Here is a 23241-nt window from a genome sequence, read left to right on the forward strand (position 1 = left end):
GAGCATTTCACCAGTTACTTTTAAGATAAGTTTTATTAGAGAATTTAAAAATAATAAGTTTTATTACGAAGTGGTACATCCATAAACAAAATTTTAATTTAGCATTATACAGATAGGAGTAATAAGATGATTGATTTAAAGAAGAAGCCATTTTACTTATCAGATGAAGACATAAAATGGGTAGAAGATACAATAAATGCTATGACTATAGAAGAAAAGATAGGGCAGTTATTTTGTCCTATAGGAATGTCTCCAGATGAAAATTACTTAAAGTATGAAATTTTAAGTAAGCATATTGGAGGAATATTATTTAGACCTGGTGATAGTAAAGAGATGCAGAAAACTCATAACTTCCTTCAAAGAAGTTCTAAGGTTCCTCTGCTTATAGCTGCAAACTTAGAAGCAGGTGGAGATGGTATAGCATCAGATGGGACAGCCTTTGCTAAGCAGATGCAGGTTGCAGCAGCTAATGATCCTGAATATGCATACAAGCTAGGAAGAATAGCTTGCGGAGAAGGTGCGGCAGTTGGATGTAACTGGGCATTTGCTCCTGTAGTAGATATAGATATGAACTTTAGAAACCCAATAACTAATGTAAGGACTTATGGAGATGATCCAGAGAAGGTTTTAGCTAATGGTTTAGAGTATTTAAGAGCCGCTAAAGAGTGTAATGTAGCAGTTTCTATAAAGCATTTCCCGGGAGATGGAGTTGATGAAAGAGATCAACATCTTCTAACTTCTGTGAACTCATTATCTTGCGAAGAGTGGGACGAGACATTTGGTAAAGTGTATAAGGGACTTATAGAAGCAGGTGCTTTGACTGCAATGATCGGACATATTGCCATGCCTGCATATCAAAAGAAACTTAATTCTGATTTTTCTGGAAAAGTAGTTCCTGCAACTCTTTCTCCAGAACTACTTAATGGACTTTTAAGAGAAAAGTTAGGCTTCAATGGAATGATAGTTACTGATGCTACCCCAATGGCTGGTTTTACTGCTGCAATGAGTAGGGAATTATCAGTACCAACAGCAATTGCTAGTGGCTGTGATATGTTCTTATTCAACAAGGACTTAGCTGAAGACTATGATTTCATGATGAAGGGATACAAAAATGGAATTATAACAGAAAAAAGACTAGAGGAAGCCTTAACAAGAATATTAGCTACTAAAGTAGCTTTAAAACTTCATGAAAAGCAAAAAGACGGAAGTCTATATCCAGGAGAAGAAGAGTTAAATGTTATAGGTTGTGAAGAACATAAAACATGGGCATATAACTGTGCTGATAAAGCAATAACACTAGTTAAAGATACTCAAACTTTGCTTCCTATAAGTGTTGAAAAGCATAAAAGGGTATTACTTCAGATACTAGGAGACTTCCCATCCATTAAACGTGTAAATGAGAAGATTAAAGCTTTATTAACCTCTGAGGGCTTTGAAATCACAGAATATGTTAAAGAAGATTTCGGCATGCCTCTTGATAATGTGACTGATATTAAGAGTAAATATGATCTTGTTTTATATATTGGAAATATAGAAAACGCAAGTAATAAGACCGTATCACGTATAAACTGGCATACTTTCTTTGGGCTTGGAAACAATCTTCCTTGGTTTGTAGAAGAGGTTCCAACAATGTTTGTAAGTGTAGGAAATCCATATCACTTATTAGATGCGCCAATGGTAAAAACCTTTATTAATTGCTACTCAAATAATGATTTTGTATTAGAAAAGGTAGTTGAAAAGATACTTGGAAGAAGTGAGTTTAAAGGGGTTAGCCCTATAGATCCATTCTGCGGAAGAGAAGATACAAGATACTAATTTCATATGCTAAATAATACGAAGTTTAAGTGTTACTACTTCCTATACTTTAATGAGCTTCGCAAAGAATTAATATGATTTGCTGCTATAAAAAAGCTAAAACTGTATAACTCACTACGTTCGGACAATACAGTTTCTTAACGCTATTTTATATCCTCAAATCATTTAATTCTAATTGCTTGCTCATATAGTATCTACCGTAGTAATACTTAAATTTTAGATATGCCTTTAACATGTACTGTTGGACTTGTGAGAGATTACCATAAACAAAGAAGATATACTTGGAGGAGAAAATGAAATACGAAGCAATAATTTTTGATTTAGACGGAGTAATTTGCCATACTGATAAATACCATTATGAAGCTTGGAAGGCTATAGCTGATAAACTTAATATAGAATTTAATGAAACCATAAACAATAGACTACGTGGAGTAAGCAGGATGGAAAGTTTCAACATTATCCTTGAAAAATATGATGGAGTAATGTCTGAAAAGAAAAAACTTAAGTATGCTGAAGAGAAGAATGATATATACAAAGAATTGCTTAAGAATATGTCAGAAAAAGATCTAAGTAAAGAGGTAAGAGAAACTCTAACTGAACTTAGAAATAAAGGAGCAAAGCTTGCAATTGGTTCATCTAGTAAAAATGCAAAGTTTATATTGAATCAAATAGGACTTGGAGATTTCTTTGATGCTATTTCTGATGGAAATAACATAACAAAGTCAAAGCCAGATCCAGAGGTGTTTTTAAAAGCTGCAGAATATTTAAACCTCCCAGCAGAAAAATGCTTGGTTGTAGAGGATGCTGTAGCAGGACTTGAAGCTGCTATTGATGGGAAAATGGATAGTTCAGCAATTGGAGATGCGGTGTCTAGTGGTAAAGCTACTTATAATTTAGATTCTTTTAAGGATTTGCTAAGTATATTGAATTAAATTTTAGTAGCCTGTAAGAAAGGATAATAAGAAAAGTCAGATTTAATGAAAATTGAATCGGGCTTTTTTTCTTAAATAGAAAGAAAAGAATAAAGTTCTATAAAGCTTCATATAGTTACATATATTAACAAAGTAAAAAAATGCAGCAAACTAAAAATTTTTAACAGTAATAATATTTCTGTATATGTATATATTGTAATAAGCAGAAATGTTTACATTTACACTTAAAATCGTATTAGGGAGTGACTTTATGAATCCATTATTAAACACAGCTATTACAGAAGTATCTAATCTCAAATCAGGAGAAGAATTCTTAGTGAAAGACTTATTTAAAGGATATGTGTGGAAAAGACTAGATAAATCTACCCGTCTTAATGTTGGTATTTTATTTCTTAATGAGGTACGAAATAACTCTTCTTTAAAGGTAACCATTCTAGATAAAACCTCTTCAAATCAGCAAGTGTATTTAAAAGAATAGCTATTACTCAGTGTTATATCTAATAAGAATATTAGTAAGCAAAGGATAATTTCTTTAATGATAAAGATATTTAAATTAGGTTATGTTTAAGGGCTTATTGGAAGTATTAAACATAACCTAATAGTAAAAAGTTTAATATGATATGAAGGCATTGGAGTAAGAAAATACTAATGTAAATAAAGAGTTATCATAACTTAATAAATATTTTGTTATCAGATTTAATCAATTAAAATCTGATTTTTTTATTCTTTAGAAATTTATAATTCAACTAGATCTGTGAATAAAGCTATGTCGCCTGCCAGATTTCCCAAATAATGTACAGTATTTATTTTTCAATTATGTTATAAGCTAATAATGAAGTTTTTAGAGAAATTACCATTAAATAAAGTTATCTTTAGAATTATGGTTAATTTCAATAAGTATTTTTTAAAATTAGGTTCTGTTAAAGCACTGTGTTGAAATTAAATGGTTATCCATCCAATGCTTTAATGAGCTTACGCAAAGAATTAAAATAAATAAGGATGGTGAACAAATGAAAAATACATATGATAAACAAGGTAAGTCTAAGGCTATTAGACTACTATTGTTAATTATAGTAATGATTTTTTCAACGATGACTTATGTGAGAAAAGATGTGGTAAAAGCTAAGGATTTACCACAGAGCAGTAACAATATTATTCCAAAACCTTTAAGCTATCAAAAAGGTAGCGGTAAATTTGTTCTTACAAACAATACTTCAATCTATGTAAAAGGAAATAATGAAAATGAGACAGCTGAAATCAGTAGAGTAGCAGAATTTTTAAGAGAAAAGTTAAGAGCTTCAACAGGCTTTGAATTAAAGATTATTAAAGCAGATAATGTTCCAGCACAAGGCATTTATTTGACTACAGTTGGAGCAGAAGCGGATAAGGGAAATGAAGGTTATAGGATAGCAACTACCGCTGAAGAAGTGAAGATAACAGCATACAAGCCAGAAGGAATCTCGAGAGCAGTTCAAACCCTAAGGCAATTATTGCCTCCAGCTATTGAGAAAAATGCCTTGGTTTCAGGAGTTGAATGGAGCATTCCGGTTTCAACTATAGATGATAAACCAGAATACAGCTATAGAGGGTTAATGATTGATGTTGCTAGGCATTTTTTTACTGTAGATGAAATAAAACGTCAAATAGGTCATGCAGCTCAATATAAAATAAATAAAGTTCATTTGCATCTAAGTGATGACCAAGGCTGGCGTTTAGAAATAAAGAAATGGCCAGACTTAACTACCATAGGTGGAAGTACAAAAGTTGGTGGCGGACCAGGTGGATATTATACACAAGAGCAATTTAAAGATATAGTTAAATATGCAGCTGACAGATATGTAGAGATAGTCCCAGAATTCGATATGCCAGGGCACAGTAATGCTGCTTTAGCTTCCTATGGGTTCTTAAATCCAGACGGTAAGAAGAAACCGTTGTATACAGGAACGAAGGTTGGCTTTAGTTCATTTATGACTCGTGATGAGAAAACCTATGGATTTATTGAAGATGTAATTAGAGAAGTTTCTGAAATATCTCCTTCAAAATATATTCATATAGGTGGAGATGAAGCCTTAAGTACCAAGAAGGCAGACTATGATTATTTTGTAGGAAGAGTAGCTAGTATTGTTAAGAAATACGGCAAGACTCCAATAGGCTGGGATCCAATTGATACCTCTCCTTCAATAGATTCAAGTGTTGTGCTTCAAAACTGGAAAGATTCAAATACTGCAGCTAGACAAAAGAATATGAACATTATTACATCCGTTGCAAAAAAGGCTTATCTTGATATGAAATATGATGAAACTACACCATATGGTTTGAACTGGGCAGGATATATTCCAGTAGAAACCGCATATACATGGGATCCTACTGATTTTGCTCCAAAGAACTTAGTTTTAGGTATAGAAGCTCCACTATGGACAGAAACAATTCCTAATGAAAAAGCAATGGATTATATGATATATCCAAGACTTCCAGGATATGCAGAAATAGGATGGACGCCTAAAGTAGATAGAAATTGGGCAGAGTACAAAAATAGGTTAAAGGCTCAGGAAGAAAGAATGAGAAATGAAGGAATAAACTTCTACAAAGATAATAGCGTCTGGACATTTAATCTTGCGAAATAATTTTTTTAATATATAAGTTGTAAAAAGTATTATTCAGAAAAACATTGAAGCAGCAATATAATTAATTTTCATTTATATGGTTCCTATCTTAAATGTTAAGTTATAGGGTTCATTAATTATAAGAAACTATGATTATTGAACCACTGGACTTACAGTTAGTATAGGAGCCTTTTATTATAGGGTTCCAACTTCAACTATTAAGTTATGCATGCCTAAAATTTATAGGTGCATGATTTTCGAACATGCATAACTTAAGTTTTCGTAATGGAATCTATAAACTTAAATATGAAGTGGTTCATCTATAGCTAAAAATATTCGTAAAGAGACTTCAGAAATCGCTATGTAGAAATCTGATGTCAGATAAGATATTATATGGTAAAATAAGACACAAACATAGGGATGAGAGGGTGAGTGTTATTAGTATAGAAGATTTATTTATAAAAAGTGGATTTAACCCTAATAAAGCTCAAGAAGAGGCTATAAAGAATATTGATGGTCCATTATATCTAGTGGCCGGTCCTGGTTCGGGTAAGACTAGAGTACTGCTATGGAGATGTGTAAATCTAATTGTTTTTCATGATGTTAATCCAGAGGAAATATTTTTAAGCACTTTTACAGAGAAAGCGGCGGAGCAACTTAAAGCAGGACTAACTTCACTATTTGCTCTTGCCACAGCAGAAACAAAGAAGCACTATGATATATCTAATATGTATGTAGGGACGGTACATTCCTTATGTCAAAGATTTATTTTAGATAAGAGGTTTAAAAATGACTTGAAGAAGAAACTTCCTATTATCATGCAGGAAATAGATCAATATTTTTATGTCAGCAGCAACAAATTTTTAGGTATGGCTGAAAGAGTTTTGGGACTTTCTGATACATATAAGGAAGAAATAAAAGAATACTTGGGAGCTAGATCTATTTCTAAGAATTCCATAGTAAATTCTTTAATATCTCTATTTAATAGATTTTCAGAGGAGTGTATAGAGATAGATAGAGTGATAAACAATCCAGAAGGTGATGAAACACTTTCAATGCTGGGAAAATTATATGAATTCTATCTTGAAAGCCTTAAGAATGAGCCAAGGCAAACCATTGATCTATCACTGCTTCAGCAATATGGATATAAGGTTTTGTGTGAAAGCTATAATAGTGAAAAGATTTTTAAATACGTCATTATAGACGAGTATCAAGATACTAATAACATTCAAGAAAAGATATTTTTTAAGCTAGCAAATGGATTTAAAAATATTTGTGTGGTTGGCGATGACGATCAGTCGCTTTATAGATTTAGAGGTGCAACAGTTGAAAACTTTGTTCAGTTTGGTACTAGATGCAAAAAATATTTAGATATTGAACCACAAAAGATTAAACTTAATATTAATTATAGATCTAGAAAAAATATAGTTGATTACTACACTAATTTTATAGAAAAAGAAAACTGGGCAAATGAAACTTTAAACGGTAGCTTCTACAGAAATGTAGATAAAGACATAAAAGCTCATAGCAAAGATTCTGGAATATCAGTGGTAACCACTGTAGGTGAATCTCCTGATAAAGTGTACAGAGAAATTGCTTTAAAAGTAAGAGAAATGCTAGATAAAAAGGTGATTTCAGATCCATCAGAGGTTGCAGTACTGTTCACTTATTTAAAAGGTAACAAAAATGCACCAAAATTAAAAGATGCTTTTAAAAAGGTAGGAATAGAGGTATATGCACCTCGTGCAGGCAGATTTTTTGATAATCCTGAACCCGTGGACATTTTTGGGATAATCTTTTATTTATTTGGAACACCAGAAATAGACGAGAGATTTAATGTAGGAAAGCATAAGGAGTTTAATGATTGGATACAGCAATGCTTATTTTCTGCAGAGAATATAATAGCTGAGGATTATGAACTTCAATGCTTTATTGACAAAACAATATTTGAATTAGACAACTTAAAAAATGATTATTTTGAAATACTTAGATATATGGAAATTTATAATATTTCCTTAGAGGATCAAATCAATAGGAAAGGTTATGAAAAGTTAAAAGATGCTTTAAAAGACAAGTTGTCGGAAACAGGTCAAAAGGAGATTAGTAAAAAGTCTTTAGGAAGAATAATAGAAAAGAAAATCAATGAAGGTGTAAACTTAAATTATCGATGGCTCATTACTAGGATTAATTCTTTAGACTGGAATCTATTAGATTTATTTTATCAGCTATGCGGCTTTGAAAGATTTAAAAAGATTTTTGACGATGCTGAAAATGGCATAGATGAAGGACCTATTTATAATTTATCTAATATAACTAATTATCTTCACTTTTTTATCGAACATAACTTTGGATTAATTACTGGACAAGTACTCTATGAAGAGACTTTCGTGAGAGTATTTGTAACTTCCTATTTAGGAGCTTTATATAAAAGAGAAGAAGGGGATTATGAGATTAAAGATGAACCAATACCAAAAGGAAGAGTTTCATTTTTAACTATACATCAAGCTAAAGGTTTAGAGTTTCCTGTGGTTATCTTAGGAGCAGTACCACCAGTTATGAATAATGAGAATAAATTAGAGGCTTTAGTAAGACCTTATCTAAATGGAGAATATGAGCCGTTAAATAAAATAGCTCATTTTGATAGAATGAGATCTTATTATGTAGCTTTGTCCAGAGCAGAAATCCTACTTATAATACCTAACTTTAGAGGTTTAGGTCAGAGAATGCATCCGTATTTTAAGGATGATATTGCAAATGCTAGACTACCTTTAATTCAAAGTCTGGATGTGGATTCAATGCCTAAAGCTAATAAGAAAGATGAAACTATAGCAAAGGTTTATTCCTACACTGCTGATTATTTAGCTTACAATGATTGCCCTAGAAAATATATGATATATAAAAAATATAATTTTGTTCCTGCCAGAACTACAATAACCTTCTTTGGTAACTTGGTACATAACACCTTAGAAGATATCCATAATTATTATATAGAAATGCGAAGCATATGATAAGGAAACTAGAAGATACTAAGATTATTAAGTTAAGGTAAGGAAAATTTGAAGTACAAGTATCAATACATTGAATAAACAGAACAATATAGTAAGTCAGCATTACTTAAACATAAGATGTTTAAGATTAAAGTACTTGAAACATAAGAAATAAGATCAAAATATAAACTTATATTTAAGGAGGAAATTAAATATGAAAAATAATAAAACAATAAATATAATGACAACGGTAAATGCACCTGTAGAAAAGGTATGGAAATGCTGGACAGAGCCTGAGCATATAAAGAAGTGGAACAGTGCTTCGGAAGATTGGCATACTACTGTTGCAGAAAATGATTTAAGAGTTGGAGGTAAATTTCTTTCAAGAATGGAAGCGAAAGATGGAAGTTTTGGCTTTGATTTTGGGGGGATTTATGATGAAGTTAAACTACAGGAAGTTCTAGCTTACACTTTAGGAGATGAAAGAAAAGTTCAAATAACCTTTATAGATCAAGGTGATAAAACAGAGATAAATGAAACCTTTGAAGCAGAGGATACTAATTCCATAGAGATGCAGAAAAGTGGCTGGCAATCAATTCTAGATAATTTTAAAAGATATACTGAGTCTCAAGTTCAAGAGTAATAAGTGCAACTATAAGGCTAAGATAAATAAAGACGTTTTATAAAAAGTATAATCTTAGATTATTTATTAAATTCTAGTATTGAATCTTTTTATGAAAAATTAAACTTAGCATTGCTGAAGTTCATTGATTTTAAAAATTTTCATATATATATAAATTAATAGTTGAAGCTGAAGCACTATAATTACTTTACTTGGAGTTATTTAAAAAAGAATTTATCATATCTTGGGCATATGTAAAATGGGATGAGGGGTATAGTATGGATATAAAGAAATTGAGAGAGATATTTGAGGATAATTACGAAGAGTTAAAATACGAAACTGGACGTTCCATAACTTTAAACATGAAAGAGTTTGCATGGCAGCAGGTAAAATTATATTATGAAAAACTAGGAAATGTAGCAAAGAATATGACAGAAGCTGAAGTTAAGCTAATACTGCCAGAGCAATTAACTCCAAAGGGTAAAAAATATACAATAGAAGGTATTGTAGATATAGTAGAAAATGAAGACAAGATAACGATGTATGATATAAAAACTCATAATTCAGAAGAAGTTCAAAATGATAAGGATTTATATAAAGGACAGTTGAATGTGTACGCTCATATGTGGAAAAACCTCAAGGGTACTGAAATAGATAATATGGCAGTAATAGCAACTTCTCCTCCTTCAGGGCTTAGACAAGCAACCAGCATTGGCGATGAAATAGCAATAGACATAATCGACGATTGGAATCCTATTGTTGAACTTGATATTGATAATAATGAGGTTGAAAAACAGATACGATACTTTGGAGAGACTGTAGATAAAATTGAAGCTGGAGAATTTAAAGCACCACCACTATCAAAGTTAAAGGCAGTTAAGAAAGGGCAGAAAGCTCCATTTGGAACTGCAGTTTGTAGACACTGTGATGCTAGATATTCCTGCAACTCTTATAATCAGTACATAAACAAGGTGAAATTAGATGAAGAAATCTTAGAAGAAGTTGATTCTGAAGATATGGTAGAACAAGATGAATGGAAAGATGCTTTTATGAAGTAGTATGATATTGGATTGGAGTAGTTAGTTATAATACTAGAAAGCACTGGAGGTATGTATCAAATAAATGTTGTTGGAACATCAAGAATTAAATGGACATGCGGTGCGAAAAAAAGAATCTCAAGGCACATTTAAATCTAGTTTAAATAATTATGTTAAATATAGTTCCGCAGAGATTAACTTAAAGTGGAATAAAACACTGTGATTATGTATTAAATAAATGTTGGTGGGGTATCAATGATTAAGTGGACATGCATTCTGGCATAAAGAGATCAAAAGACTACTGAAATTAAGGTGAAATAACTATGTAAAATGCATGTCTTTGGAGTGATACTTAAAGTGAAATAAAACACTGTGATTATGTATCAAATAAATGTTGGTAAAGCATCAATATGTATGTGGACATGCATCATGAAAGATCTTAGCAAGAACAGAGGCTTTATTAAAATATCGGGGTTCTAATAAGCTGGTTATTTAGCATTAAAAGAAGTGAAAATAAAATTTGTGCAAAACTATGTATTTAGAAATTGTTGGTAGTTTACTTATAATTGAGGAAAATTATATGAAAAATATCATTATAATATTTTCCTTATATACATTGGGAAAGGCAGATGCTTTAAAAAGGCTTGCTGAAGAAGGTCGCTTCAGCGAACCTTTTTTATTTATTTTTAGTTCCAATGTAACGACTTGCGGTGTTTTTATAATCCAGATACTCTTGTCCAAAAAGAATAGAAAGAAACTTTTCTTCTTCTAGTATCTGAAGATGAAAGATTAAGATCGTGAAACAAGTAAATAGTATGTTAATTATATTTGAGAATGATATTGCTATTCCGATATATAACAAGTCAAATCCAAGAAATGCGGGATTTCTGCTATATTTATAAATTCCTCTCTTAACTATAGTAGTTTTTTGAGTATTATCAACTCCAGCTCTCCAGCTATCACGCATTGTTGTCATTGCAGTGATAAATATTACAACTCCTAATAAAGAAATAAAAAAGCCAATGTAGATTACTGTGATATTCTCTGATAATATGGGAAATTTTTCCTTGAGTACAATACTAATTAGCTGAACTAGAGCTATAAGAATTGTAGTGATCTTTAAGCATACTTCAATTATAAAAGTTCTTTTAGGTTTACTACCTTTACCCATTCTATCAGTCTTAATACCTTTTTTGCTCTGAATAAATGCTTTGGAAAAATAACTTCCATAAAAAGCAGCTAAGATTATTAAACCGATGATATTTTCTGTATTCAAAATACCAACCCCTTTGTAAGAGTAATGATCTTTATAAATAGTATATTATGTATAAAGTCTATTTTATACTAGATACATATACATAGCTTGTCTATGAAAAATTCAATACATTACCAACATTTATTTAATACATAGCATAAGTATCTTTTTAAACATGTTAGGGAGGAGCATAAATTAAAGAATAAAAAAATTAACTTGAATATGGTTTTGATTAAAGGTCTGACTACCTACCAACATTTATTTGATACATAAAATAAGTGTTTTTTTATTTATAGTGGAAAACATCATAAGTTAAAGAGCGAATAAAATTTAACTTGAATATGGTTTTCTCTAAAAATGTGATATCCCACCAACATTTATTTGATACATAACATAAGTGTTTTTTATTTATAGTCGGAAGCATCATAAATTAAAAATCTAATAACTTAATTTGGATAGTATTTATAATGAGTGAAAAATTTACTTATAAATACTTAAAAATATTGACTTATTACTTATAATTACTTATTATTTAGATAGAGGTGATCATATGGTTAAAGAAGATAGCTGTAAAAATTCAAGTAAAAATAATATGTATTCATATAGAGAAAGATTAAATCTAAATATTGATGAGAAAGAAAGAATAGTTGAAAAGGCTATGATTTTTATCCATAACAATGGAACATACTTTTTTGATGTTTCAACTAATGTTCAACTTCTTGCAAAAAAGCTAAATAAGAAGGCTACTATTTTTACTCATTCTTTAGATAACTTTAATATACTTTCTGAAAAACAAGAAGTATTAGTAAAATTAATTGCTGGGGAGTTTAATAATAAGAATCGTTTCTTTTATAGAAAAAATTATAAAGAATATTTTGAAGGAATAGAATTTGATGCAGCAATTATAGGTGCTGGTGCTATAAGAGAAGATGGAATTTATTATGAAGATGAAGAAGATATTTTTATAAAACAAGAAGTTATAAAAAGGTCTAAAAAGGTAATTTTACTTGCTGAGCACCAGAAATATGAAAAGGATACGTACTATAAAGGGGTAGATTTAGATAGAATAAATGTCATTATTGTTGATCCAATGTCAGTATCTTCCTTTGTAGATATTATAAGAACAAAAAATATTGCGATTAATCCTAATAGCTTAATTATTATGTAGAGAAAGGATATAAGTTAATAGTTTAATTAGGAGCTGTATATTTATATAAACTTAAAAAGGTGGGTTAATAATGTATCAAGAAGAAAGACTTTTAAAAATATTGGAATATTTAAATGAGCATAATACAATGTCTATTCATGATATTTGTGAAATGTTTAATGTATCAAGAGATACTGCACGTCGTGATATATTGAAGCTTATAGATAATAGAACAGCAATTCGAACACATGGGGGAATTAGCTTACCAATTTTAAAAAACACCATTAAAGAGTATAGAGAAAGAATTGAAGCTTATTCAGAAGAGAAAAGAAATATTGCAAAAAGGGCTTTAGATTTTATTGAGGAAGATAAACATTATTTTTTTGATGTTTCTACAATAATAAACTTCTTGTCAAAAGAAATAAACAAACCTATTTGGGTGCTTACTCATTCACTAGACAATATTGAAGTACTTTCTGAAAAGAAAGATATCTCAGTTAATTCTATTGGAGGACGTCTTAACAGTAAAAATAGATTTTTTTATAAAGCTGATTGGATAAATTACATTGATGGGTTGAGGTTTGATATAGCATTTTTAGGAGCTGCATCGATAACACAGGATGGGATTTATTATGTGGATGAAGAAGATGCTGTTATTAAGCAAGCAGCAGTGAAAAAAGCTGATACTGTAATTGTTCTTGCTGAGTACGAGAAATTTAAGCACTTAAGTTATTATAAAGGGGTAAATTGGGATCAGATAGATATTATAATCACTGACAAAATGCCACCTTCTGCCTTCGTAAAGATTATTGAAGAATATGGTACTCAACTGATTATTGTTTAGAAATCGCACATGTAGATAAGATATCCACAAAGTATATGGAAAAAGAGTTTGAAATTTTCATATAAGAATATAAAGAATTAAAATATAAACAGACTTACTTATAGGAATATTATAAGTTGAATCTAACATCTCATTATTCATTAGGGTAATTCACATATTAATTTTAACTATATTTAGTACTACATTATATCATAAGATATTTTAGGGGGATGGATTTATGAATAATTTTAAAATGGTATGTTTAGACATTGATGGAACCTTATTAAATTCTAATCACAGAATCACTGAAAAAGTAAAAGCTGTAATCAATATAGTTGCAAACGAAAAGAATATACCTGTGATATTAGTTTCTGCTAGAATGCCTAAGGGGATAAAGTTTTTACAAAAAGAACTTGAAATAGAGGAGCCAATTATTTGCTATAGTGGTGCTTTGATTTTAGACAAAGATGGCAAAGTACTTTCACAAGAATTTATAAATGCTTTAGAACTTGAGAAAATATATAAATTGGTTAGTGATCATAATATTCACATCAGCTTATATAAAGATGATGAATGGTATATAGAAGAGATGGATTATTGGGCTAAACAAGAAAGTGAAATAACAAATATTACTCCTAAAATTATAGATTTCAAAGATCTAATCAAGTTGTGGAAAAAAGAAGGGACAGGTCCTAATAAAATTTTATGTATGGCCAGTCCTGATGAAATAAATATATTAAAGGAAAATATTAAAGCTGTGGAGCTTAATATATATCCATCGAAACCAACATACTTAGAAATTATGCCGATTAAGGCATCTAAAACATCAGCAATTAATTGTCTGCAAAAAGAATTTGGTATAAACAAAGCTGAGATAATAGCTATGGGTGATAATTATAATGATGTAGACATGCTAGAGTATGCAGGGGTAGGAGTAGCTATGGGAAATGCTCCTGAGTATGTAAAAAAACATGCAAATGATGTCACGTTAACAAATGATGAGGATGGAGTGGGAGAAGCGTTAGAAAAGTATATCATTAATTTGAATGCAGTGCTTTAAAAACGCTTTAATTTAAAATATTCTTGATTAAATACAGTAAAAATTATTAATTTGAGTAAGTAATCAGTCTTTATATGCTTGATCAAGTATGGTGTCTAGTTGGAGGAAATCCGCTAGGCACTTTTTTACTATATACAAACTATACAATTTTCGATTTAGCTAAACCTATATAGTTCATTATTTTAGCAACTTTTCCATTTCAAAGGAATTAAGCTTGTTTTATAGAATTTAGATAAAGAGTTAATTTGAAAAAAAATATGAACCTTTCGTGTAAGTAGTTTATCTAATGTATGTAAGAGTTCTTAGCTAAGACTTTTAGAACGCAGTAAGGAGGAGATGATTTGGAATTTATCTCGACAATAAATAATACAAATAGTTCAGAACTAGATGTAAAGCTTGCTAAAAAAGGTGATAAAGAAGCCTTTAGCAGAATAATTGAAAATAATAAAGTTACTTTATATAGAATAGCACTGAGCATGCTTAAGGAAAAACAGGATATAGAAGATGCAATTCAAAATACAATAATTAAAGCCTATGAAGGAATAATTTACTTAAAGAAAGATAAGTTTTTCAAAACTTGGCTTATAAAAATCTTGATAAATGAGTGCAATACAATACTAAGAAAAAGGAAAAAGGTAGTTCCTATTGAGGAAGTAAGTGCAGATATAGCTATTGCAGATGACTACAGTAATATGGAGCTTACTAATGCAGTTAATCTACTTGAAGAGGATCTAAAAGTAGTAACGGTTTTATTTTATTTTGAAGATATTGCGCAAAAAGATATAGCCAAGCTTTTAGGTATTCCTGAGGGAACGGTCAAATCTAGGCTTTCTAGGGCAAGAACTAAACTTTATGAAATGCTTAGGGAAAGGTAGGGGATTGATATGAATAATGATTTATTAATTGATGATATATTAAAGGAAAAGGCAAATGGCGAAGCTTTAAAATTACCAGAAGATTTAAATCTTAAGATAAAACAGACAATTGAGGATTTACCAAAGCGAAAGAAAAGTAGGAAACTAGCTAAAAGAACTGCAGTAGCAGCAGCAGTTACACTAGTTGCTTTTACAGGATTAAGTGCTGCATTTCCTGCATATGCACGTAATATTCCAGTGGTAAACTCAGTATTTCAGTTTTTAAGTGATAAAAATATGATTGATAAAGAATATGTTAAATACAGCTCAGATTTAAACTTATCAAAAACTTCAAATGGTACAACCGTAACGATAAATAGTATAGCTTATGATGGAATAGACCTAAGTATTGCTTACACTGTTGAAAGTGAAAAAGAACTTAAGTTTTCTCCTTATATGCTAGAGAAAGATTTTAAGATTAATGGAAAGGTCACAAGCTTTGGCTCAGGTGGTACTGGGAAGCTAATAAATAAAAATACTTATGTTGGAGTAGACAGTTTTCATGTATCCAATGATTATTTGCCAGAAGAACAAAGAAAGTTTATCTTAGGCGGAGATGTTGTTATCCCAGATAATTTTACGATGGATTTAAGTATAAAGGAATTTTCTGATGGTACAAAAGGACAATGGGATTTTAAATTCAAGGTATCCTTAGATCAGATAAAAGGCAAAGTAAAATCCGTGAAAACTTCTATAGATCTATCTAAGCTAGTGCCTAATCTTAAAATAAATGAAGTGATTTTTACACCTATGAATACTGTTTTAAGAACTGAATCAGATAATGGGACGATAGGGGAGTCTGCTAGATATATTATATTTGACGATAAAGGAAGAAGTTTATTAGAGAAGGGGTCAGAAGGATCTGGGTCCGCTGATACTAATAAAATGTACTGGCAATATAATTTTAAAAATATATATGATGACACTAAGTCAATTACATTCATTCCAATGACAGAAATTAAGGGCTATAAGGATAAAGCAACAAAAAATGCAGATGGAGTTTATGAGCTTGACAGTAAGTCAACTCAGTTAAATTTAAATGAAACTACTGTTTTATCTGAAGGGAAGTATGGAGAATATAATATAAATAAGGTTGAATTACTTCAAGATAAGACTTTAATTTATTATGAATGTACAAATCTGCTGCCTTCATTAGATCCTTATGGACTTGTTATAAAAGATGAGAATGGTAATAGGTATGGATTACAAAAAGATGTTGTAAAAGATCAAGGCCACAACAAATTTGTAGCTGAAATAGAACCATTGCATAAAGATAAGAAGTATACAATATCAGCAACAGATTTAGAAAAGCTATATGATGTAAGAGAGGATCTAAAATTTACTGTTAATGTGAAGTAAAACACTTATTTCAGGGAGTATTGAAAATAGATTTCGGACTCAAGTGTTTCATGTTTAATATTAAAAATAAATATATTTAAATAAAGATTGTGTAAGATAAACCCAAGACAATGTGATGTCCTTGCGAAATAGAAAGATAACGTAATTAAGCTATCTGCTATAGAGGAAGCATATCAGCGTCTTGGGTTATTTTATGAAGATCATAAATATGTATTATAAATTATTCTAGCGGAGATTGAAAATTACTTGCTTGTTGGTCTTGAATTTTTTGTCTACCTTTTTCAGTATTTTCAGCTTCTTTTGGACTTAGTATGTATAAGAGTTGCTGCAATTCTCCAACATGTCTTCTTTCCTCATCTGCAATATGATATAAAACCTTTTTTGCTCTCTCATCATCTGTAGCCATTGCGTGTGCCTCGTAACCAATAATGGCTTCAAGTTCTCCTGCGATATCAACTCTAAGGGCTTGAACTAATTCTTCAGCATTCATTTTTCTTGGGACATTTGCTACAAAAGGGTTTCCGAGTAATGCCATAAAAACACATCCTTTTCAATATTATATTTGAAGTATAGGCTCTCGATTTCAGTTGCCAATCTTTAAACGTCTAAATTTAGAAGGCTAAATAGTTATTGATGTATTTATAATCTCAATGTAATTTATTCGAAAGCACATAATTAGCTTTTAACAAAGTTGGGATTTGTATTCATTGTTTAGAGAAATACAATTATAAAGTTAAGGATATGTTTTTGGATTCATTTGTTTCGGTTATTTTATAGCATCAGATGGCTAGACACTTAATTTCAACACTCTGATTTAAAAGCACTTTTATTTCAAATGTCTAATTAAAAAGTACATATAAAAATGGCTTCCCTTAATTCATAATAAAAAGTACTATATAAAATCTTTAGTAGTTAAGGTTCCTTGATGAAAAAACATTTTCCACTTTCCGTTATAGCATTTCCATATGGAGCTACGAAGTGAGTATTTTTTATGTTCACTTACTTCGCTATGCTTTATCACCTTATATGTTTCTAATATGCAATCATCACTTAATTCCGTTGTTGAAAAGTCTCTTATTTCCCAGTTTATATTTTGTATAGTAGTACTAGCATCTATTTTGTCGCCTTTCTTATAATGATACACATATCCAGAACTACTGAATTCAGTGAAATCATCTGCTAACAATTCACTGATCTTTTCTGAGGACTGTCTTACCTCAGGTTTTAATAAATCATTTTCAAGTTGGAGTATGTATTTTTTAAGTGATTCCATTTCTTTACCTCCTATAATATATAAAATTTTATAGTTTTTAAAGATGTATCAGTTCGAGCCAAATTCTATTTTAAATAATAGTATAGTCACAAAAATATGGATTTAATATATAGGGAAATTTAATTTATACTTGCTAGAAAATCACGCACCTATGACTTTAGTGTGTAAAAATTAACGGTTGAAGTCTGAACCATATAGATAAAGGAGTTGGCACGTTATTTTATGTGGGGGATTTATGGAAATATACTCTAGGAAAGGTATATTGGAGCTAGATCAGTTTCAAATAAGTATTTTAATCTCCATTAATAGTTAATAGAAGCAGCAATTAAATTTTTCGGAGCAGAACGTGAGAACTATAGCGAATAACTGAAAAGATATTTTTAACAAAAAAATTTATGACATACAAAGAAGTTTAAAAAAGTGCATAAAAAATATCATTGACTTACAACAAGCTCAATGATAGAATTATACATTGTAATATTAAAATTACTTATATATATTTATCATAACATATTCAAAAATAAAAGTCAATAGAAAAATCAAAAAAGTTTAGGGGGTTAATTTGTGGAAAAAAGTCTAATGTTTATGAAAAATTCTATTTTAACTAAGCAAACCTTATCTGAAATTCAGCAGATTAACGAGGAGACTTTAGAATATGGCCTAAAGCTTTCAGAAAATGATATAAAAGCTATCTTGGAAACAAGAAACAACGCTTTAAGTAGCAATGGAAGAGTGGAATTTGGAGGAGGACTAGTAAAAAAGATTATCACTGCTTTTTGTGATTCGCCTTTTATTCACCAGCAAAATTATGTTGAATCCATTACTGATCTGGTAGATGCTTTTTATTATTTCAAAAACGAAACCTTGGAAGAGATAAGTGATGACGATCTCATCGAGTTCATGAAGGAATGTTTTAATGACAAATGTCAAGGGGATCTAGATTTACTTAGGTATAGATACTTATACCAATTGGTTCACAACGTAAGATACGGAGCAAATGATTACTTAAAAGAAGATATGGAAGAGTATATGGATGATTATATGAATGAGGAAGGATATGAAGAATAGTGGATAACTTTATCATTAATCAAGAAGAATCACTAAAAGGCTTAATAAGCAAAGAACATTATTTTCAATCTCTGCTTCAGATAGCGCATTCAAATAATTTGCTAAGTATAAGGGAACTTGAAATTATACAGCTTCAAATTTTTGAACTACTTACTGAGATTATTGGTTATTATACAAGAGATGAAAGTTCTTCCGTTAGAGAAGAAGTGGCTGAACAGATTATACTTTCGCTTTGTTATACTCTTGGTATGTGTTTAAAAGAGCATAAGACAATAAAGGGAAATCTAGAACTAATTAAAAATACAAAGCTTAAACAATTATTTACAGAAGGAGAAAAGGTACTGAAAACTAAGTTTGAGCTATGCAAAAGCTTATTAAACACTGTATATGAAACTAGACTTAATGTAGAAACCTTTGCTTATACTGATACTATTGAGTATGGAATTCCTTTGTTTTTTAAAGACTATGATATTAGATTTGCAAGCCATGAAACACCAGGTTCTATAGATTATCAGCTTTCCATTGATGTATGCAATTTGGTGGGAGTTGAATATATAGAAGAATATTTAAATAAAATAATTCTTGAAAATAAATTCTGCTCATTATTTGACGCAGAAGAGATTGAAGCATTATTAAAAGGCTTCAATAATGAGTATGCTCATATGCTGGTCAATATTTTTCAGCTTGTTTTAACCAATTGCATAGGATGCATCCTTATGGGAAAGGGCGGAACATACTTAGATATAACTGAAGGGGATAGGGTATACATCAATAGCATGATTAAAGATTTGCCTGAAGAAATGTTTGAAAAGCTAATCCTTATGGCTGCAGAAAAATTGTGCAATAACCTTTGTATTGGTGATGAAGTTCTTATTGATTATATAAATAAAAGTGTGCTTGAGATCATACCTCAAATAGAAAATGCTATTAAGATTGATAAGCTAGAAAGTGTATTTATTACCTTAAAGAAATCAGAAGAAAATCTTCTTAAGTATGAAGACGGTGAGAGCTTAAGTAATAGCTCATTTAGACAGATAACTGAAGAAATAAGAGCCTGCCATAAGGTGGAAGAGAAGATAGCAATTATAATAGATGAAATTCACAGTTTAAAAGATCTAGTAGATGTACTGGGAGCTGACTGCATATTTGAAGAGGAATTTATAGAAGTATTCAAAGCTTTAGAGGATTTTGAAATAGCTCTATTAATTAAAGCAACGGCAACTAGCAAAGCTTTTGATAATGAGTACGGAACAGAAAGCGAGAAAGAGTGGCAAAGAAAACTGAAGGAATATTTAGATAGCCTTAATGCTTTAAGGAAAGAAGAGTTGTTAAGAATGGCTGAGGGGATTGAAGTATAGATGGAAGTTAATTATAAGGTTATATAAGGAAGGATATTGCTGAAGCATTGGATTGAAATAGCAAAGAATTTACTAGACGTTCTAGATGACGAAACTATTGCTGCTAAAACAGGTCTTTCTATAGAATTAGTAAAAGAACTTAGAAAAGAAAAAGATAGTTAAAAAATAAGAGTAAGTGATATTAGGGATTGAATTCATGGGTATGTCTTGAATTTGATCCTTTTTTTACTGCCTAGGAAGTTATAAAATTTTAATCTTAGTTAAGTTTATCAAATTCAGCCTAGTAGGATAACTTTTTTATATAGTACCTTGCAATGAATAGTACTGAGTGATATACTATTCTTAAATCATACATATAAAGGAAGAAAGACATTAAATGAATACTCAATTGAAAAAAGGCATATTAGAATTATGTGTTTTATGTATACTTTCAGAAGGGGATTGCTATGGCTATGAATTAGTAAATGAGATATCAAAGAATATAGCTATTTCCGATGGGACCATATATCCCATATTGAGAAGGCTTAATAACGAAGGTTATTTTGAGACCTATTTAAAAGAATCTCAAGAAGGACCGCCAAGAAAGTATTATAGATTAACGGACTTAGGAAAGACAACTAAAGATGAGCTACTAGAGGAATGGGTCGGCTTTGTAAATGGAGTAAATAATATAGTAAAGGGGCATAAAGAATGAAAAAAGATGAATTTATGAGAGAAATGGAAAGAAATCTAGATAAAGTATCAGAAGCTGAGCGGAAAGAGATATTGTACGACTATGAAGAGCATTTTAGGATAGCAATGGAAAATGGAAAGACAGATGAAGTCATATGCATGGAATTAGGAAATCCAAAAGAAATTGCACATAGCTATATACCTAACTATAAAAATGAAAATAAATTCATTTTGAATAAGAAAGAGGTTATGAAATCAGCGCCTGTATATAATAGTAACAGTAGATTGCTAAAGCCATCAGGTGTATTTATGGTAGCAGCTGGAATAATCATAATGCTTTTCACAATTCATTTCATATTCTTAGGTAATAGAAGCAGTGTTAAGAATGCTTCAGTGAATCCGATAAAGATTAGTGAGAAAAATATTGATAAGTCAGGTATTCATGGAGATGGAATAAACATTGATAAAGATGGAATCAGCATGCCTGGATTAAATATTAACGATGATGGAATCTCTGCAGAAGATGTTAACATTGATTCAAATGGAATAAGCGGACCAGACTTTAAGATCGATGATAAAGGCATAAGTACACCTGATATGAAGATTAATGATGATGGAATACAGGCGCCAGGAATAAAAATCGATGACAATGGTATAAGTATGCCGGGCATTAAAATAGACGACAATGGAATAAGCATGCCAGGGATTAAGATAGATAAGGACGGAGTAAAAATTAATTAAATATTAGGAAGAGAACCTACAAGCACAAATCTATAGTGAACCGCACATTTATGGATGTACCACTTCGTAATAAAACTTTTTATTTTTTATAAGTATGTTAAAACCGCTTAAACCCGCATGATTCCTATATATTTATATAATTATATAATTAAATAAACATAAAATTATATGATTTTATAATTAAAAAATCAGATGATTATATATTTAAATGAATAGATAAATATAAGATTATATGATTCCATAGGAACTGGTTAGCGATAGAGATTATTTGAAGAGGTGCATGAAAATGAAGTTATATAATAAATTAGTAAGAGATAAAATTCCTGAAATCATAAAAAAGCAGGGAAGAGAATGTGAAATAGAAATAGCGCCAAAAGATAAAAAATATGAACTTCTAGAAGAAAAACTTAAGGAAGAGGTTAATGAGTTTCTAGAAGATAAAAACTTAGAGGAATTAGCTGATATTATGGAAGTGTTGTTTGGACTTGCGGATTCATTGGGGTATGACGAAGAGGCACTTTTAGAAGCAAGGAATAAGAAGAGAGATGAACGTGGTGGGTTTAAGGAAGGAATTGTACTAAAATGTACAGGCGATTAAGATATAATAGTGAAATATAAAATGAGTCCAACATTTAAAGTGTAGGGCTCATTTTAATTTTGTCTTTATATAATATTACTGCTTAAATTAGATTTCAAACAAACTAATTAACATATTTAAGTAGTTATACTTTAATTGCAACACCATGATTATTGTATATATAACTTAAACAGATAAATCTCTCTTATTATAAAAGAAATAAGTAAGTACAGAGAATAGTGCTATCATTATGATTGTTATAATAACTATCACGAAATTTAAACCATTTCCATTTACAATATCAACATAACTAAAATATTTGAAAGGAGAAAGTACATTTAAAAAGTTCATACGATCTGTTATGTCAGTAATCTTTGATATTACAAAGGAAAATAATAGTATGGAAGTAGAAACTGAGCCTGATACTTTAGCTTTCTTCATAAAAGCTGATAATAAGGCACCAAGTGAAAGGAAAAGCAGCTGAATGATAAACATACTAACGAAGAATGTAAATATTTCATCATTAATAGAGTTTCCTTTATTGTATACGCCCACCATAGCTATGGAAGAAACCAAGGTTATTAAATTAAGAATAACTATATTTACTAAAGCCGCAAGAAGCTTTGAAGTTATTATTGTAGATCTAGAAACTGGTTTAACGATCAAAAACTCTGTGGTTTTATCTCTTTCTTCCTTTGCTATAATACCGTTTCCTAAGAGTACTGCATGAATAGCCACTGTTATTTCGATATAAAGAAATAAGAATGCGAAGAAGCCACCCATACTTGCAACATCAAAGGCACCTATTCCAAGTAATGCTTTTAAAGTAAATGGCATTTTATTAATAACCTCACCAGCGGAACCACCGCTTGAATAGGCTGTATATTTTGCCATACCGCTTACAACCAATAGAACCATACATACGCTCCATATTATAAGAGCTTTTCTGTTGGCTTTTAATTCTCTTATAAAAATATTCATAATTAGACCTCCTTATA

General features: G+C 30.4%; 21 protein-coding genes and 1 pseudogene. 18 read left to right on the forward strand and 4 right to left on the reverse strand.

Annotated elements, in window-relative coordinates:
* Window positions 1–126: 126 nt before the first annotated feature.
* The 7 genes from OCU55_RS04760 to OCU55_RS04790 all read left to right on the forward strand — a co-directional run bounded on the left by OCU55_RS04760 (window position 127) and on the right by OCU55_RS04790 (window position 10017).
* The gene (locus tag OCU55_RS04760; protein ID WP_261851158.1) at window positions 127–1815 is read left to right on the forward strand and encodes a glycoside hydrolase family 3 protein; all 1689 of its coding nucleotides are present in this window, start codon (window positions 127–129) and stop codon (window positions 1813–1815) included.
* A gap of 293 nt (window positions 1816–2108) precedes the next feature.
* A complete protein-coding gene (gene pgmB / locus OCU55_RS04765; RefSeq protein ID WP_261851159.1) occupies window positions 2109–2747 on the forward strand; it encodes a beta-phosphoglucomutase in 639 nt (212 codons plus the stop codon).
* A gap of 250 nt (window positions 2748–2997) precedes the next feature.
* Window positions 2998–3225 (forward strand): single-stranded DNA-binding protein, encoded by a 228-nt coding sequence (locus tag OCU55_RS04770; protein ID WP_261851160.1) that lies wholly within the window; start codon window positions 2998–3000, stop codon window positions 3223–3225.
* A gap of 532 nt (window positions 3226–3757) precedes the next feature.
* Window positions 3758–5371 carry a beta-N-acetylhexosaminidase gene (locus tag OCU55_RS04775; protein WP_261851161.1) on the forward strand — a complete coding sequence of 538 codons (1614 nt, stop codon included), beginning with the start codon at window positions 3758–3760 and terminating at the stop codon, window positions 5369–5371.
* 407 nt (window positions 5372–5778) lie between these two features.
* Window positions 5779–8358, forward strand: coding sequence for a UvrD-helicase domain-containing protein (locus OCU55_RS04780; protein ID WP_261851162.1), 2580 nt, complete (start codon window positions 5779–5781; stop codon window positions 8356–8358).
* Window positions 8359–8551: 193 nt separating this feature from the next.
* The gene (locus tag OCU55_RS04785) at window positions 8552–8980 is read left to right on the forward strand and encodes an SRPBCC family protein (RefSeq protein ID WP_261851163.1); all 429 of its coding nucleotides are present in this window, start codon (window positions 8552–8554) and stop codon (window positions 8978–8980) included.
* 257 nt (window positions 8981–9237) lie between these two features.
* Complete coding sequence (locus OCU55_RS04790) at window positions 9238–10017, forward strand: PD-(D/E)XK nuclease family protein (protein ID WP_261851164.1); 780 nt, start codon at window positions 9238–9240, stop codon at window positions 10015–10017.
* A 655-nt stretch (window positions 10018–10672) separates the two neighbouring features.
* Here the strand turns inward: OCU55_RS04790 and OCU55_RS04795 are convergent.
* Window positions 10673–11272, reverse strand: coding sequence for a methyltransferase family protein (locus OCU55_RS04795; protein ID WP_261851165.1), 600 nt, complete (start codon window positions 11270–11272; stop codon window positions 10673–10675).
* A 529-nt stretch (window positions 11273–11801) separates the two neighbouring features.
* Between OCU55_RS04795 and OCU55_RS04800 the strand changes: the two genes are divergently transcribed.
* The 5 genes from OCU55_RS04800 (at window position 11802) to OCU55_RS04820 (ending at window position 16554) form a co-directional block, all read left to right on the forward strand.
* A complete protein-coding gene (locus tag OCU55_RS04800) occupies window positions 11802–12419 on the forward strand; it encodes a DeoR/GlpR family DNA-binding transcription regulator (RefSeq protein ID WP_261851166.1) in 618 nt (205 codons plus the stop codon).
* A 70-nt stretch (window positions 12420–12489) separates the two neighbouring features.
* Complete coding sequence (locus OCU55_RS04805; RefSeq protein WP_261851167.1) at window positions 12490–13242, forward strand: DeoR/GlpR family DNA-binding transcription regulator; 753 nt, start codon at window positions 12490–12492, stop codon at window positions 13240–13242.
* A 217-nt stretch (window positions 13243–13459) separates the two neighbouring features.
* Entirely contained in the window at window positions 13460–14281 is an 822-nt protein-coding gene (locus tag OCU55_RS04810) for a Cof-type HAD-IIB family hydrolase (RefSeq protein WP_261851168.1), read from the forward strand.
* A gap of 341 nt (window positions 14282–14622) precedes the next feature.
* Window positions 14623–15156 carry a sigma-70 family RNA polymerase sigma factor gene (locus OCU55_RS04815; RefSeq protein WP_261851169.1) on the forward strand — a complete coding sequence of 178 codons (534 nt, stop codon included), beginning with the start codon at window positions 14623–14625 and terminating at the stop codon, window positions 15154–15156.
* A 9-nt stretch (window positions 15157–15165) separates the two neighbouring features.
* Complete coding sequence (locus OCU55_RS04820; protein WP_261851170.1) at window positions 15166–16554, forward strand: DUF4179 domain-containing protein; 1389 nt, start codon at window positions 15166–15168, stop codon at window positions 16552–16554.
* A 220-nt stretch (window positions 16555–16774) separates the two neighbouring features.
* Here OCU55_RS04820 and OCU55_RS04825 read toward each other — a convergent pair whose 3' ends face one another.
* Together OCU55_RS04825 and OCU55_RS04830 are read right to left on the reverse strand one after the other, a co-directional pair.
* Complete coding sequence (locus OCU55_RS04825) at window positions 16775–17089, reverse strand: demethoxyubiquinone hydroxylase family protein (protein WP_261851171.1); 315 nt, start codon at window positions 17087–17089, stop codon at window positions 16775–16777.
* A gap of 357 nt (window positions 17090–17446) precedes the next feature.
* A complete protein-coding gene (locus OCU55_RS04830) occupies window positions 17447–17827 on the reverse strand; it encodes a nuclear transport factor 2 family protein (protein WP_261851172.1) in 381 nt (126 codons plus the stop codon).
* 564 nt (window positions 17828–18391) lie between these two features.
* On the opposite strand from OCU55_RS04830, the gene OCU55_RS04835 reads away from it, so the two are divergent.
* The 6 genes and pseudogenes from OCU55_RS04835 (at window position 18392) to OCU55_RS04860 (ending at window position 22264) form a co-directional block, all read left to right on the forward strand.
* Window positions 18392–18895, forward strand: coding sequence for a DUF6323 family protein (locus tag OCU55_RS04835; RefSeq protein WP_261851173.1), 504 nt, complete (start codon window positions 18392–18394; stop codon window positions 18893–18895).
* Window positions 18895–20253, forward strand: coding sequence for a DUF6179 domain-containing protein (locus OCU55_RS04840; protein ID WP_261851174.1), 1359 nt, complete (start codon window positions 18895–18897; stop codon window positions 20251–20253). The genes OCU55_RS04835 and OCU55_RS04840 overlap by 1 nt, the downstream gene beginning before the upstream one ends.
* Before the next feature lie 51 nt (window positions 20254–20304).
* Window positions 20305–20415, forward strand: a pseudogene (locus OCU55_RS04845) (Rpn family recombination-promoting nuclease/putative transposase); the annotation flags it as partial.
* 214 nt (window positions 20416–20629) lie between these two features.
* Window positions 20630–20947, forward strand: a complete 318-nt coding sequence (locus tag OCU55_RS04850) for a PadR family transcriptional regulator (RefSeq protein WP_261851176.1) — start codon at window positions 20630–20632, stop codon at window positions 20945–20947.
* The gene (locus OCU55_RS04855) at window positions 20944–21666 is read left to right on the forward strand and encodes a DUF1700 domain-containing protein (RefSeq protein WP_261851177.1); all 723 of its coding nucleotides are present in this window, start codon (window positions 20944–20946) and stop codon (window positions 21664–21666) included. Before OCU55_RS04850 ends, OCU55_RS04855 begins: the two co-directional genes overlap by 4 nt.
* Window positions 21667–21952: 286 nt before the next feature.
* Window positions 21953–22264: a nucleoside triphosphate pyrophosphohydrolase gene (locus tag OCU55_RS04860; RefSeq protein WP_261851178.1), complete on the forward strand. Its 312-nt coding sequence runs from the start codon at window positions 21953–21955 to the stop codon at window positions 22262–22264.
* A gap of 165 nt (window positions 22265–22429) precedes the next feature.
* Here the strand turns inward: OCU55_RS04860 and OCU55_RS04865 are convergent, their stop codons facing one another.
* On the reverse strand, window positions 22430–23224 hold the full coding sequence (locus OCU55_RS04865) for an ABC transporter permease (RefSeq protein WP_261851179.1): 795 nt from the start codon (window positions 23222–23224) through the stop codon (window positions 22430–22432).
* Window positions 23225–23241: the final 17 nt, after the last annotated feature.

Source organism: Clostridium folliculivorans, from assembly GCF_024341905.1.
In the GTDB taxonomy this organism is placed as follows: Bacteria; Bacillota; Clostridia; order Clostridiales; family Clostridiaceae; genus Clostridium_AR; species Clostridium_AR folliculivorans.

What these genes read in the sequence shown, in the direction of transcription:
- OCU55_RS04760 (WP_261851158.1), top strand. Translation starts at nt 127, where the DNA reads ATGATTGATTTAAAGAAGAAGCCATTTTACTTATCAGATGAAGACATA.
- pgmB (WP_261851159.1), top strand. Translation starts at nt 2,109, where the DNA reads ATGAAATACGAAGCAATAATTTTTGATTTAGACGGAGTAATTTGCCAT.
- OCU55_RS04770 (WP_261851160.1), top strand. Translation starts at nt 2,998, where the DNA reads ATGAATCCATTATTAAACACAGCTATTACAGAAGTATCTAATCTCAAA.
- OCU55_RS04775 (WP_261851161.1), top strand. Translation starts at nt 3,758, where the DNA reads ATGAAAAATACATATGATAAACAAGGTAAGTCTAAGGCTATTAGACTA.
- OCU55_RS04785 (WP_261851163.1), top strand. Translation starts at nt 8,552, where the DNA reads ATGAAAAATAATAAAACAATAAATATAATGACAACGGTAAATGCACCT.
- OCU55_RS04790 (WP_261851164.1), top strand. Translation starts at nt 9,238, where the DNA reads ATGGATATAAAGAAATTGAGAGAGATATTTGAGGATAATTACGAAGAG.
- OCU55_RS04800 (WP_261851166.1), top strand. Translation starts at nt 11,802, where the DNA reads ATGGTTAAAGAAGATAGCTGTAAAAATTCAAGTAAAAATAATATGTAT.
- OCU55_RS04805 (WP_261851167.1), top strand. Translation starts at nt 12,490, where the DNA reads ATGTATCAAGAAGAAAGACTTTTAAAAATATTGGAATATTTAAATGAG.
- OCU55_RS04810 (WP_261851168.1), top strand. Translation starts at nt 13,460, where the DNA reads ATGAATAATTTTAAAATGGTATGTTTAGACATTGATGGAACCTTATTA.
- OCU55_RS04820 (WP_261851170.1), top strand. Translation starts at nt 15,166, where the DNA reads ATGAATAATGATTTATTAATTGATGATATATTAAAGGAAAAGGCAAAT.
- OCU55_RS04825 (WP_261851171.1), bottom strand. Translation starts at nt 17,089, where the DNA reads ATGGCATTACTCGGAAACCCTTTTGTAGCAAATGTCCCAAGAAAAATG.
- OCU55_RS04830 (WP_261851172.1), bottom strand. Translation starts at nt 17,827, where the DNA reads ATGGAATCACTTAAAAAATACATACTCCAACTTGAAAATGATTTATTA.
- OCU55_RS04850 (WP_261851176.1), top strand. Translation starts at nt 20,630, where the DNA reads ATGAATACTCAATTGAAAAAAGGCATATTAGAATTATGTGTTTTATGT.
- OCU55_RS04855 (WP_261851177.1), top strand. Translation starts at nt 20,944, where the DNA reads ATGAAAAAAGATGAATTTATGAGAGAAATGGAAAGAAATCTAGATAAA.
- OCU55_RS04860 (WP_261851178.1), top strand. Translation starts at nt 21,953, where the DNA reads ATGAAGTTATATAATAAATTAGTAAGAGATAAAATTCCTGAAATCATA.
- OCU55_RS04865 (WP_261851179.1), bottom strand. Translation starts at nt 23,224, where the DNA reads ATGAATATTTTTATAAGAGAATTAAAAGCCAACAGAAAAGCTCTTATA.